General features: G+C 63.9%; 9 protein-coding genes. 5 read left to right on the forward strand and 4 right to left on the reverse strand.

The genetic code is table 11. The features are described from left to right. Positions 1-115 precede the first annotated feature (115 nt). Positions 116-787 (reverse strand): hypothetical protein, encoded by a 672-nt coding sequence (locus VNH11_29765; protein HVA50570.1) that lies wholly within the window; start codon positions 785-787, stop codon positions 116-118. 247 nt (positions 788-1,034) lie between these two features. On the opposite strand from VNH11_29765, the gene VNH11_29770 reads away from it, so the two are divergent. Next, positions 1,035-1,445, forward strand: a complete 411-nt coding sequence (locus tag VNH11_29770) for an OsmC family protein (GenBank protein HVA50571.1) — start codon at positions 1,035-1,037, stop codon at positions 1,443-1,445. 1 nt (position 1,446) lies between these two features. On the opposite strand, the gene VNH11_29775 is transcribed toward VNH11_29770, so the two are convergent. From VNH11_29775 to VNH11_29785, 3 genes are read right to left on the reverse strand one after another with little or no spacing between them, the layout of a single operon-like run. Next, complete coding sequence (locus VNH11_29775; GenBank protein HVA50572.1) at positions 1,447-1,698, reverse strand: hypothetical protein; 252 nt, start codon at positions 1,696-1,698, stop codon at positions 1,447-1,449. Between the two features lie 28 nt (positions 1,699-1,726). After that, a complete protein-coding gene (gene ccsA / locus VNH11_29780) occupies positions 1,727-5,284 on the reverse strand; it encodes a cytochrome c biogenesis protein CcsA (protein HVA50573.1) in 3,558 nt (1,185 codons plus the stop codon). Beyond that, positions 5,274-6,359: a hypothetical protein gene (locus tag VNH11_29785; GenBank protein HVA50574.1), complete on the reverse strand. Its 1,086-nt coding sequence runs from the start codon at positions 6,357-6,359 to the stop codon at positions 5,274-5,276. The genes ccsA and VNH11_29785 overlap by 11 nt, the downstream gene beginning before the upstream one ends. Before the next feature lie 232 nt (positions 6,360-6,591). On the opposite strand from VNH11_29785, the gene VNH11_29790 reads away from it, so the two are divergent. The 4 genes from VNH11_29790 to VNH11_29805 all read left to right on the forward strand — a co-directional run. Continuing rightward, positions 6,592-7,740 (forward strand): aminotransferase class V-fold PLP-dependent enzyme, encoded by a 1,149-nt coding sequence (locus tag VNH11_29790; protein ID HVA50575.1) that lies wholly within the window; start codon positions 6,592-6,594, stop codon positions 7,738-7,740. Positions 7,741-7,797: 57 nt separating this feature from the next. Next, positions 7,798-9,372 carry an amidophosphoribosyltransferase gene (locus VNH11_29795; protein ID HVA50576.1) on the forward strand — a complete coding sequence of 525 codons (1,575 nt, stop codon included), beginning with the start codon at positions 7,798-7,800 and terminating at the stop codon, positions 9,370-9,372. Positions 9,373-10,012: 640 nt separating this feature from the next. Then, a complete protein-coding gene (locus tag VNH11_29800; GenBank protein ID HVA50577.1) occupies positions 10,013-10,162 on the forward strand; it encodes a hypothetical protein in 150 nt (49 codons plus the stop codon). 214 nt (positions 10,163-10,376) lie between these two features. Then, positions 10,377-12,918 (forward strand): PSD1 and planctomycete cytochrome C domain-containing protein (locus VNH11_29805; protein ID HVA50578.1); only part of this gene is annotated, 2,542 nt, incomplete at its 3' end.

Raw genomic sequence — 12,918 nt, forward strand, 5'->3', positions numbered from 1 at the left:
GGGGCATCGCTTGGCCGCCGCGCGTATCCTCAAACCGGGCTGGTCCTGGCCAAGCTCTGCCCCTGCCACCGCCGCTGCTTCGCGGTCGATCCATCAAGAAACGACTGGCAGAGCACTAAATGACGCCCTCGGCGTAGAGCGCTCGAACCGTTCCAATGCCGCGCGCAATCGCCAGGCCGATGAGAAACACAAGGCAGGTCAGGCCGATCAGCATGCCCGCACGCACTTCGGCGGTCTCGTAGACGAGCGTGCTGTAGACGATCAGTTCGGAGCCGGGCAACGTCAACGGCCGCAGGGCGAGACGCTCGCACGCCAGCACGGCGAGCAGGGCCGCCAGCCAGCCCGCCGCTTCGCGCCGCAACGCCGGCCAACGCGCCGGCGCGTCCCACGCGGCCAGCCAGCGGTCGACGACCAACTGCGTGCCGGCCAACAGCGCCAGCGAGCACAACAGGTCGACGACCATTGCCATCCAATAAATCGCTTCGACCGTCGGACCGTTGCCCGACAGGTCGAACAGCCCGCGGGGCTCGGCCAACGGCCAACCATGCGCGTCGAACGACCAGTCGCCGCCCGAGGGATCTTGAAAGCCGTAAAACGAGCCGGCTTCGCAATGCACCAAGGCCAATGCGACGGAGAGCAGCACCAGCCAGCCGAAGAGCCATCGACCGTCGCGCCGCTTGTCGCCCGGCGCGTCCGGCCGCCACACGCCGACCAGCGCCGTCGCCAGCCGCACGGCGGCCACCGCGAAAAACAGGCTGACGCCCCACTGAATTGTGCGAATGATCATCCACATGGCACTTCCCCGATTGTATGCGACCGTGCGGATTTGACACACTCCCGCCATGACGTAGGCTTTTGCATTACGGCAGGCGGGGTAAGCAGTCCGGCCAAAGCCGCCGAGTCGGGCAGAAACTCGGCGGTTTTTTTTGCGCGCCGACTTGCCTCTTTTTACCGCCTGAGCTACGGTGGCGGCAGTGGTGCAGGTCCGCCCTGTTTGGCCGTCAATGCGCACGGCGCTTTAAGGAATCACGTTCATGGTCCAGATCGACATTGCTTACCCGGGCCAACTACGGTGCGAGGCCACCCACGGGCCGTCGAACACGAAGCTTGCCACTGACGCTCCCAAAGACAACCACGGCAAGGGCGAACTGTTTTCGCCGACCGATCTGGTGGCCGCCGCGCTGGGCACCTGCATGCTCACGGTCATGGGCATTGTGGCGCAGCGGCACAACATTCCGCTGGACGGAGCCCGGGCGAGCGTGGCAAAAGAGATGGCCGCCTCGCCTGCCCGTCGCATCGGCCGGCTGACGGTCGAGATTCACGTGCCGGGCGAACTGACCGAAGAGCAGCGGAAGCTGCTGGAACACGCCGCCCACACCTGCCCGGTTCACAAGAGCCTGCACCCGGAGATCGAGATACCCGTGACCTTTCACTGGGGCACATAGCTTAGGAAAATTCGCGGCCCGAATGGTTACGGACGATGGCTTGATCGAGATCGTCGATTTCGCTTTCCGATAGGCCCTCGTAGACGTTGCACCACGCCGGCAGTTTGCGACTCGTGGCAGCAGCCCGCGGCGCAGCGCTTTTCACTTGGATGACAAGCTGCGCGTTCTCGCCCAGCGGATGGCCGATTACTCGTTCGAAGAGAGACCGGTCTGTCTCGCCCAGATCGCGGACGTTGCGGACGATCGTTTCCATATTCGTACTCGATAATCTCCCGGACTGTTTACGCCAGCTCCGGCTGATAGCTGCGCCACAGCGCCTTCGGCAAACATCCGATGCCGATGGCCAGCAATTGACTGACCACAAACGCCGCCAACGCTTGGGCGACGCCATCGGTGAAGCCGTAGGAGTGCAGGCCGGCCCCCAATTCGTTGACGCCGAACATCGACCAGCCGACCGCGATGTTGCCGGCGATCGCCAGCACCGCCAGCCCGCGGTCTTTCACCATGCCGTCCCATCGGGCGTGCAGCACCAGCGCGTTCCAGAGCACGATGATCAGGGCGCCGTTCTCCTTGGGATCCCAGCCCCAGAAGCGGCCCCAACTATCGTCGGCCCACAACCCGCCCAACACCGTGCCCACAAAGCTGAAGAAAATCGCGAAGCAGAGCACGCCGTAAATCATGCGGCTCAGCTCCCGCCGCGTGCCGGTCGACATGGCGCGCGTAAAGACGCCGCCCAGCACGTACATCACGCCAAGCAAGCCGGCAACGAACGTTGTGGCGTAGCCCAGCGTGATGCAGACCACGTGCGTGGCCAGCCAGAACTGCGTGTCGAGCACGGCCTGCAAGACCGTGAAGGTGTCGCCGTCTTTGCCGAGCAGGCCGGCGATCAGCAGGCTCGTAAAACCCGCCACGGCGGCCTCCACGTTGCCGATGCCGAGCTTGAAAAAGCACTCCAATACCAGACCGAGAATCACCGCGCCCCAACCAATGAACACGGCCGCCGAGTAAAGGTTCGTCACGGGCGGGCGGCCGGAGATGTAAATGCGGCCCTCCAAGGCGCGCGTGTGAAGCACCAAGGTCAGCACCACCAGCCAAAACGCCGCACGGTTCAGAGGCACGCGCCACCCCAGCCACGCCGCCGCTGACAGCACAAAGGCCAGCACGTACAACGCCGCACAATTCGTGAACAGGTTCAGCCGGTTGAAGAGTTGTTCATACTCGATCTTGTTCGCGTCGTAATCGGGCGGTTGCGTGGTTTGCAGCAACGAACGATACTTCGCGACCGCGCGATTGAACTCGCCGACATCGCCTTTGCCATAGGCCGACAGGATCGAGCTGAAATCCACAACCGCCTGATCGGCTTCGTCACCCATCATGTGGACCTTCGCCAAGGCCACCGACCATGCCAGCGGATAAGGCTGCCATTGGCCCTCATCGCGAGAGGGCGGAATCGCCAGCGGCAGCGGCACTTTGTCCATCATCTCCTTCTGCCGCTGCATCGCCTGCAAGAACTCCTGCGGACTGCTCTTGGGGCTCAGCGGCGGCGGTTCGAAGGCCGCCCGCAATACGCTGAACAACCGCAGCCGGCGATCGAGGTCGACGATCTTTTGCTGGAATCCGTTGCGGGCATGCGCGTCGACTTCATAGGCCAGCTCCACCTGCTTCTGGAACTCGTCGTATTTCGGCAGCAACTCCTCGATCGAATAACGGAAGTGCTCGCGGTCCTTCGGCAGGTCGAACGTTTGCTGCACGTCGGGGCTGTCAATTTTCACAAAGCGATACTTTTTAATGTCCGGCGCGTCGGTCATGACATCCAGCAGCCATTTGACGGCGGGCTGCCGCTTGTCATCCAAATCGACCAAGTAGTCGCGGTTCGAGAGCACTTGCAAACTGTTGCGCGCCAGCGTGTCGAAGGGTTTGATGCGGCCTTCGTAAACCACGGGCAGCCGGCCAAAATCATCGATCCGCATTTTGTCGGCCGCTTTCGGCGACGGCAGCAGTTGCCCGATCTGCAGATCGCTGCCCGGCGCGGACAAGAGCCATGCCGCAGCGGCGACCGCGAACGCCGCCGATGCGAACTTTCCCAGCGATCCACGGGCAGCAGGCTGCTGATTGCGTTGCTGGCGCTTTGCCGAGGAGTTGCTGCGCGTCGCAAGTTCCGACTGGTTCTGGCGTTGGAGGAACCGGACCAAGACGGTGCCAAACTGGGCCAACATCCCGATGGCGACGATCATGCAGGCGACATAGGGAATCATCCAGCCGGTGTTCGTCACCACTTGCAGGCCGGTCATTTCCTTGCGGCTCATCGGATCGACATTGAAGGTCGACTGGTAAAACGTCTCGCCCGCATACCGTAGCGGATTGTTCATCCAGATCTTCACCTTGCGGTCGACATGCCGGCTGGGATCGATCAGCTCCACGTCCGACGAGTAGTTCTTGGCGGTGCTGGTGCCGATATACTTGTCGAACCGCACATCCATCAGCCGCACGGCATAGGGCTTGTAGTCGCGCTTGAACCGCAAGGCCACGTTGTACGTTTTGCCGTCCACAGTTACGTGCTCGTTGGCGAACATCGGATAGAGCGCCAGCAGGTGCGTGCCGAGCGATTTGCCGCTCTGCTTGTCGACGAACTTGACGTAGGCGGCCGACATGTCGACGCCGCCGCTCATGTCGGTGCCGGTGCTCGGCCGGGCCTCGTCGACGACGAAGCTCAGCCCCTGCCCGGCATCGGACAGGTTCTTGTCGTCCTTTTTCAACTGCCGCAGGTTGGAGTTCTGGAGAAACTGCACGACCTCCAGATTGAATGGGAGTCGCTCGTCCTGGATCAGCTTCTTGTCGCCGAGCAGACCTTGCGGCACGACGACCACATCGTCATGCTCCGGATGGGAGGAATCGACGACGGCCAGCTCCAGCGTGCGAATATCTTGCACGTAATTGACCGTCTCGCCTTCGCGAATCTGCATCTGCCCTTCGGAGTGCAGCGTGTAGACGACCAACTCGTTGATCATCATCAGGCCGATGCCGGCGTGCAGCAGCACGATGCCCGCTCGCTTGCGAAACAGCGCCACGCAGCCGGCCAGCAGCATCAGACCGGCGAAACCGCCCTTCATCAACTGCCAGAGAATGCGCATCGAGGGGCCGCTGAGCTCGGCGTCGTCGCCAAGGTAGAAGACGATGCCCGAAAGCAATCCGAGAACCACGGTGCCACCTGTGGCAAGCCATCGCTTGGCCGGTTTCGCCTCCGCGCCGGCCGAAAGCGTCGAGATCATGGCCGCCACATTGGCCAACCACGCGCCGACCAGGCCCCATTTGCAAATCTGCCACAGCGTCGAGTAAGGCAGAAGCGGCTCACCCTCGATCCCCTCCTTGTTCGATCCGCTGACGATCACCAGCCAGGTCATCATGACGCCCACGGCCACCAGCGCCACCCCGGCCAGCAGCCGTGTGCCTCGCGCTTGCACCTTGAAACGCAAGGCGTGCGCGGCCAACAGGTTCACGAGCATCACCGAGCCGATCGTGAAGCCGCCGGGAAACCAAAAGCCGCCGGAAAGCGGAATCGACCGGGGCACAAAAATCTGAAACGGAATCCAGGCGATCGGCGTGCGGAAATACTCGCCCATCACCTGCCAGATGTCGTGGTCGATCTGCGCCAGCGTGCCGGCGAGAATCAAAAAGATCGCCAGGGCGAAGCTGACGACCGTGATCTTCAGCGAAGCCAGCGGCGCCAGCAGCGGCCGCAACGGGTGGCCGAGGCCCACCGCCTCCGCCACGGGCGGAGCGACATCCAGCACCGCGCCGCCAGTTGCCGTGGCCGGCGAACGAAAAGGGTTACTTGCCATCAGTGGCTCCTGTGGTGTCGCCGATCGAGAGCGAATGGACGAAGCTCTTGAAATGGTCGCGTTGTCGTTCGACCAGGCTTCGGTCGCCCGTCAGCTTGATAAACCAGGCGCGTCCGGCGGCCTTGGCGATCACCGCGATCGTCGCCTTGTCGTCGCCCATCATCTCCATATACTGCCCTTGGTTCCCACCCACGTCGATCGGCTCGACGTGCTGCTCCATCTCGCGTTCGGTCGTCGGTTCCAGGCCGATCTGGCCGCGCCAGCGGTTGACGTTGGGCAAAAGCTCGCCGGCCGAAAGATCGAGATCGGTCACGGAAACGTCGCCGCTTGTGCCGGCGTCGGCAATGCGAAAGCTGGCTTTGCGAAACCCGCTCGCCGGTTCCTCGCGCCAATCGGGCGGCACATCATATTTCAGCGGCGGAGCATCGTCTTCGCCAGGAGGCGCCAGCGGCGCGGAACCGCGCGAGGCAAACGGCGCTCCCATCATCGCATCGTTCTTGGCTTCGCCGACCAGATCGACCAGCGTGGCCGCACTGCCGTCGATTTCCACCTGCGTTGTTTTGCGCTGCAGCTCGTCGGGCGACAAACTTTCCAGCCCAAGTTGGCCGCGCCAGCGATTGACGTTGTTAAGCACGTACTCGCTTGCATCGACCTCGCCTCGCGGCAACGTCGTCACGGAAACTTCCAGCGGCACCCGGTCGATCGTCAGCGTGGCGTAGCGGAACTGGTTGCCCGGTTCTTCGTGCCAAGCGACCGGCAACGACCACTGCGGAGTGGCGTCGTCGTGAAAATGGACCGATTTCAAGAACGCGCTGAACGCCTCGGCTTGCGCGTTGATTAACTCTTCCGGTCCCATCACCTTGAAAAACCAGCCCTGCGAGGGGCGGAGAACGACGGCCGCCAGCATCCGCTGCCGGACGAGAGCGTCCGCGGCGCCCGATTTCGCGTCGCCGCCCGCCAGGCGGTCGATGTCCGCCTGCTTGGGCACGGTGTAATGCCGGATGCCCTCCTCGGGCCGGCATCCGGTCCCGGCGATGATCCCGGCGAGCGTCAACAAAGCGGTTACACGGGCCATCAACGGGGTACTCAACAAGCCAAAAAGAGCGTCAGGCCAGAAAGCCTGACTTACGGACGGAGAATCACTCAGGCAGGAAGGGCCTTGCTGTGGCGGGCCCTACGAGTTTCGCCCCGCAAATGATTATAGTCGCCGGAATCGCGAAAAGTACAGGTGAGCGGGTATAAAGAACGCTCCGCCGCCGCTAAGATCGCCTGAATGAATGCCCCCGACGCAACCGATGGCCGAACCGATGAATGATCCGCCCCCCACCGACGGTCTATGGTCGCAGTTCCGCCGAATGATGCCGTGTGCCGAGCGGTGGGCCTACTTCGACCATGCTGCGGTGGCGCCGCTGACGATGCCCGCCCAGGCCGCCTTGACCAATTGGGCCAAGGAGTTTGCCGAGCACGGGGCGGTCAACTGGCCGCAGTGGGCGGCCGAGCTGGAGCACCTTCGCCGCCGCACCGCCGAGTTGCTGCACGCCGACGCCGGCGAGATCGCCCTGATCCACAACACCACCGAAGGAATCAACCTGGTCGCCGAGGGTTTTCCCTGGCAGCCGGGCGACAACGTGGTGATGTTCGACGATGAATTCCCCTCGAACGTTTATCCCTGGATGAACCTGGCGTCGCGAGGCGTGGAGGTCCGCCGCGTGCCCGGCGGCGACCGTCCACAGCTCGACCGGCTGGCGGACGCCTGCGACGATCGCACGCGGATCGTAACGGTAAGCTGGATCGGTTTCGCCAGCGGCTGGCGGCACGACGTGGATCAGCTCGTTGAACTGGCCCACCGGCGCGGCGCGTTGTTGTTTCTCGATGCCATCCAGGGGTTGGGCGTCTTTCCGCTCGACGTGCGGCAAACGGCCGTCGACTTTCTCGCGGCCGACGGGCACAAGTGGCTGCTGGGTCCTGAAGGGGCGGGGCTGTTCTACGTGCGCCGGGAGCATCTCGACCGGCTGCGGCCGCTGGGACTGGGGTGGAACAGCGTGGTGCAAGCTCACGACTTCAGCAAAATCGACTTGCGGCTGAAGCCGACGGCCGGCCGTTACGAGGGCGGCACCTATAACATGCCCGGCCTGTTGGCGTTGGGCGCCAGCCTGGAAATGCTCGACGACTATCCGCCGGAGGCGATCTCGCAGCGATTGCTGGAATTGACCGACGCGATATGCGAGCGGTTGCCCGCGGTGGGAGCGACGGTCACGACGTATCGCGAGCGGGAGCACGCCAGCGGCATTGTGTCGTTCGATCTGCCGGGCCGCAATCTGGCTGAAGTGCGGCGTCAGTGCCGCGAGCGGCAGGTCGTTTTGAGTGCGCGGGGCGGCCGCTTGCGCGTCAGCCCGCATGCCTACAACAACGATGACGACATCGAGCGGCTGATCGAAGCGTTGGGTTCCGCGTGAGAGTCGGCCGTGGTGCTGGTTGTTAAACCGGCCCGTACCGCATAGAATGATGGTCCGATGAGCGAGCTCCATCATGAATGCGGCGTGGCGGCCATTTATCACCTCCCCGGCGAGGGCGTCAGCCCGCTTTGCCCGGAGCAGGGGCCCGACGAAGTTTCGCGGTTGATGCCGCGGATGTTGCTCGACATCCAGAATCGTGGCCAGCTTTCCGCCGGCTTCACCACTTACAATCCGCACCGCAAGAAGCTGATCGACACCTATCGGCAGATCGGCGGCGTGCGCGAAGTGTTCCGCCTCAGCCACGAGGCCAAGGCCGAAAGCCTGATGATGGAGTTCGCCGGCCGGGCGGCCATCGGCCACGTGCGCTATGCCACCTGCGGCGGCAACGACAAAAGCTACGCCCAGCCCTTCGAGCGGCACCATTTGCAGAAGCACAAGTGGTTCGCCTTCGCTTTCAACGGCCAGCTCGCCAACTACCAAGAGCTGCGCCGCGACCTGCTGGGCGACAGCGACAACCATCTGGCCCGCGACAACGACACCGAGATCATCATGCACGAGATCAGCCGCGAGCTGTCGGGCGACCGCCGGCCGGGACTGATCGAAATGTGGCGCAACGTCGCTCGCCGCTTCGACGGCGCCTATAGCCTGGTCTATCTGAACGCTCTGGGCGACCTGCTGGTGGCCCGCGATCCCTTGGGGCTGAAACCGCTGTGTTACGCCTGGGAGCCGCCGCTGTTTGCCGCGGCCAGCGAAAGCGTGGCCTTGCTGAACCTCGGTTTTCAGCCCGAAAGCATCAAGTCGCTGCCGCCCGGCCAGGCCATCGCAATCAGCGACGGGCGGCTGACGATCGAACGGTTCGCCAACAGCCCGCGGCACGCGCACTGCTTTTTCGAGTGGATCTACTTCGCCAACGTGGCCAGCACCATGGACGGCCGCAGCGTCTATCTCTCACGCAAAGCCTTGGGCGAAGAGCTGGCCCGGCTGGAAACCGTGCCCATCGACGAAGACACGATCGTGGTGCCGGTGCCCGACACCAGCAAAGCCGCCGCCGACGCCATGGCCTTTCGTCTGGGCATTCCGTCTTTGGAGGGCTTGATCCGCAACCGCTACACCGGGCGGACGTTCATCGAAGGCTCGAACAATCGCCGCCGCAAAGCCGAAGCGAAATATACTCCGCTCCGCGAAGTGTTGGAAGACAAGCGGGTGATTCTGGTCGAAGATTCGATCGTCCGCTCGACGACGATGAAAGTGCTATTAAGCCGTATTCGCGAGCTGGGCCGGGCGCGCGAAATCCACGTGCGGGTGGCTTGTCCGCCGATCGTCGCGCCCTGCTTCTACGGCATCGACATGTCGACGATCCAGGAACTGTTCGCACCCAAGTTTCTCGAAAACGGCGTGCTGACCGAGGCCGGGCAGGCCCGCATGGCCGACCAGTTGGGCGCCAATTCATTGCGCTATCTGCCCGTGTCATCCATTGTCCGGGCCATCGGCCTGAACACCGATCAGCTTTGTCAGGCCTGCATCACCGGCGAATACCCGACGCCGCGCGGCCAGCAGCTCTATCAGATCGCGCTCGACAACGTCCGCTCCGACGGCCAGCGGACCTACGAGCGGGCGCTGGCCGCGAGGTAGGGTGGGACCAGCGAGCTTGCGAGCGCCGGCCCACCGATTTGAGGCGTCAGGTTTCAGGCGTCAGGCGTCAGGACAAACAACCTGATGCCTGATGCCTGACGCCTGACGATGGTGGGCCGGCGCTCGCCCCGGCGCGTCGCGCACGCCGACAGTCGTTTTGGTCGAACGGGATGGTTGACAGAGCACGGCATCGATTGCCATGCTCACGGCCACGGTTGTTGAGAGGCGGAAACGCTCACGATCTTTAACGTCGATTTGTTCCTCCGGACCAGAGAGGCGGCCCGCGACGCGGAGAACAGCGATGGACAACGCTGCAAGACCTTTCGATCGGCCGATTGCCGGCGCGGTTCCGCTCCGCGCAAAAGGTGCGCAGCGCTCTCCGCTCTCCGGCTCTGCGCCTAGCGCCCCCGGAGAGAGAAGTTCACGAGTTTCGGCCATCTCGCCGCTGCAAACGTGTGTGCGCACGTCTGCGCACGCACCGCGTATGGCCAAACGGCGCTGCCAAGCCGCCGCGTGCGCGCGGCCGAAAGCGCCCCGCTGCGCAGGTCTGCGCATCGGAGACGCCGACCTCATTCCGGCCGCGCGGCCTGGTCGACACTCGGCGGGGCCGACCTCTTACCCAAACCATTGAGGTACAGCCATGATTCTCGCTGCCCGCAATGTTGACTTCCCGCCGCCGAACGCCGAGGGCGATGTCCGCATGGGCTTGCCGGGCGGCGATTGGAGCCGCGACGAACTGGACGCCCGTGCCGCCGCTGGCTGGCGCTGCAGTGCATTCGCGAGTACCTAATTGGCTCCGCCTTCCGCCTCATGGCCGACTGGCCGGATGATGAGGTCGCCGCGTTCATCGGCGCTGCCGCTTCACCATTTGGAAGGCGATGCATACGGCGCGGTGGCACTAGTGATGAAACCGACGCGGCAATCGGTTATGCTAGACTAATTCTTGGAATCCGCCCCTTGCCGGCCGAGTCGACCTCGGTCCCCGCCTGACGATGAATCTCAAAATGTTGCTTCGGTTGTTCTGTCTGGCTTTGCCCCTCGTCGTCGTCGCACAGCACGCCGGCGCCGCGCCGCCCGATTTTCAGCGTGACGTGGAGCCGATTTTCGCCGAACATTGCGCGCAATGCCACGGTGTGGATGCCGCCGAGCGAAAAAGCGGTCTGCGGCTCGACGTGCGCGAAAGCGCCCTGAAAGGCGGCGAGTCGGGCACGCCGGCGGTTGTGCCAGGCCAACCGGGTCAGAGCGAGCTCGTCCGCCGCATCACCTCGACCGATGCCGACGAGGTCATGCCGCCACCCGACCACAACAAAGCGCTGTCGGCCAGGGAGATCGAGACGCTGAAGCAGTGGGTGCTGGACGGCGCCAAATATGAATCGCATTGGGCCTTCACCCCGCCGCAACAGGCGCCGCTGCCGCAGGTGGGCATAACGCACCCGATCGATGCCTTTGTGCTGTCGCGATTGAACGAGCGCGGCCTGACGCTCTCGCCGGCGGCCACGCCCGCGGCGCTGTGCCGGCGGTTGTATCTCGACCTGATCGGCCTGCCGCCGTCGCCCGAACAGTTGGCGGCCTTCGAGCGGCAAGGTTTCGAAGCCACGGTCGACGCGCTCTTGGCCAACGAACGGTTCGGCGAGAAATGGGCCCGACAATGGCTCGATGTGGCCCGCTACTCCGACACCAACGGCTATGAAAAAGACATGCCGCGCGAGCAATGGAAGTGGCGCGATTGGGTCGTCGAGGCGTTCAATGCGGACATGCCTTACGACCGGTTTCTCGTCGAGCAGTTGGCCGGAGACCTGTTGCCCGACGCGACACAACAGCAGGTCATCGCCACCGGCTTTCTGCGCAACAGCATGATCAACGAAGAAGGCGCCATCGTGCCGGAGCAGTTCCGCATGGTGGAGATGTTCGACCGCATCGACTGCCTGGGCAAAGCGGTGCTGGGCCTCACCACGCAGTGCGCCCAGTGCCATTCGCACAAGTTCGACCCGCTGACGCAGGAAGAGTATTACGGCATGTTCGCCTTCCTGAACACGTCGTACGAAGCCCAGTCGTGGGTCTACACGCCGGAGCAAGAGCGGCAGATCGCTGACATTCACCGCGGCATTCACGAGGCCGAGGAGCGGTTGCGGGCAGAGCGGCCGCAATGGCAACAGGATCTGGCGGCATGGGAGAAATCGCTGCTCGAAAAAGAGCCGGCCTGGGAGCGGCTGATCGCCACGGAACTGGGATCGATTAGCGGCCTGAACCATCCCACGCAGGACGCCGACCAGTCGCTGTTGATGATCGGCCACCCCAGCGCCGATGTGTTCATGATCGCCGCGCCGGCGCTCGACGGAGTGACCGGATTGCGTCTGGAGGCGCTCACGCATCACGACCTGCCGCACAGCGGACCGGGCCGCAGCCGGCTGGGCACCTGGGGAATGAACGAGTTGGAAGCGTTCGTCAAGAAGACCGACGACAAAGATTGGCAAAAGCTGAAGCTGGTCAACGCTACCGCCGACTTTTCGCAGCCCGAACAGAAGCAGGCCGATGTCAAGAAGGCGAGCGGGCCGGTCGCTTTTTTGATCGACGGCAAAGATGAAACCACCTGGGCCGCCGACCGGGGCGTCGGCCGGCGAAACCAGCCGTCGGTGGCGGTGGTGCAGTTCGAGCAGCCGCTGCAATTCCCGGCCGGCACGCAGTTGAAGCTCGCCTGGCGGCAGAACGACATGCTGGGCTGCTGCCGGTTCAGCATCACGCGGCAGGCGGCTCCCTCCGCGCCGGCGGTCAGCCACGCCGCCATGCTGGCCCTGGCGACTCCTGCCGCCTCGCGAACCATTGAAGAGAACATCGCCGTCTTCGCGGCCTGGCGCAGCGGCCTGACCGAAGCCAAGCCGATCAACGACGAGATCGACGCTCTGTGGAGCAAGTTCCCGCAGGCCGCCACATCGATCCTGCACATGGCCGAGCAAGAACCCGACCGGCGCCGCAAGACCTATCTTCTGGACCGCGGAAACTGGGACCAGCCGTTGCGTGCCGTCGAGCCTCACACGCCGGCGGCCTTTCATTCCTTCGCCGACGATCTGCCGCGCAATCGGCTCGGCTTCGCGCGTTGGCTCACGGATGTGCGTTCGCCGCTCACGGCGCGCGTGGCCGTCAACCGCGTTTGGCAAGCGATCTTCGGCATGGGGCTGGTGGAAACGTCCGAGGATTTCGGAACGCGCGCACCCGTGCCGGAGTATCGTGAGCTGCTCGATTGGTTGGCCGTCGATTTCATGCGGAACGGTTGGAGCCAGAAGCGTCTGATCCGTACGATCGTGACCAGTGCCGTTTATCGTCAAAGTTCGGCGGCGTCGGCGGAGCTGGTCGAGCGCGATCCGCGCAACGTCTGGCTGGCGCGTGGGCCGCGGTTCCGCGCCGATGCCGAGGTGGTGCGCGACATCGCACTATGCGTGTCGGGGCTGCTCACGCAGAAGCTGGGCGGTCCGAGCGTCATTCCGCCCGTGCCGCAGAACGTGCTCGACTACAACTTCACGTATCCGGCCTATTGGAAGCCGGCGGAAG

The sequence above is a fragment of the Pirellulales bacterium genome, from assembly GCA_035533075.1.
Lineage (GTDB): Bacteria > Planctomycetota > Planctomycetia > Pirellulales > JAICIG01 > DASSFG01.

What these genes read in the sequence shown, in the direction of transcription:
- VNH11_29765 (HVA50570.1), bottom strand. Translation starts at nt 787, where the DNA reads ATGATCATTCGCACAATTCAGTGGGGCGTCAGCCTGTTTTTCGCGGTG.
- VNH11_29770 (HVA50571.1), top strand. Translation starts at nt 1,035, where the DNA reads ATGGTCCAGATCGACATTGCTTACCCGGGCCAACTACGGTGCGAGGCC.
- VNH11_29775 (HVA50572.1), bottom strand. Translation starts at nt 1,698, where the DNA reads ATGGAAACGATCGTCCGCAACGTCCGCGATCTGGGCGAGACAGACCGG.
- ccsA (HVA50573.1), bottom strand. Translation starts at nt 5,284, where the DNA reads ATGGCAAGTAACCCTTTTCGTTCGCCGGCCACGGCAACTGGCGGCGCG.
- VNH11_29785 (HVA50574.1), bottom strand. Translation starts at nt 6,359, where the DNA reads ATGGCCCGTGTAACCGCTTTGTTGACGCTCGCCGGGATCATCGCCGGG.
- VNH11_29790 (HVA50575.1), top strand. Translation starts at nt 6,592, where the DNA reads ATGAATGATCCGCCCCCCACCGACGGTCTATGGTCGCAGTTCCGCCGA.
- VNH11_29795 (HVA50576.1), top strand. Translation starts at nt 7,798, where the DNA reads ATGAGCGAGCTCCATCATGAATGCGGCGTGGCGGCCATTTATCACCTC.
- VNH11_29800 (HVA50577.1), top strand. Translation starts at nt 10,013, where the DNA reads ATGATTCTCGCTGCCCGCAATGTTGACTTCCCGCCGCCGAACGCCGAG.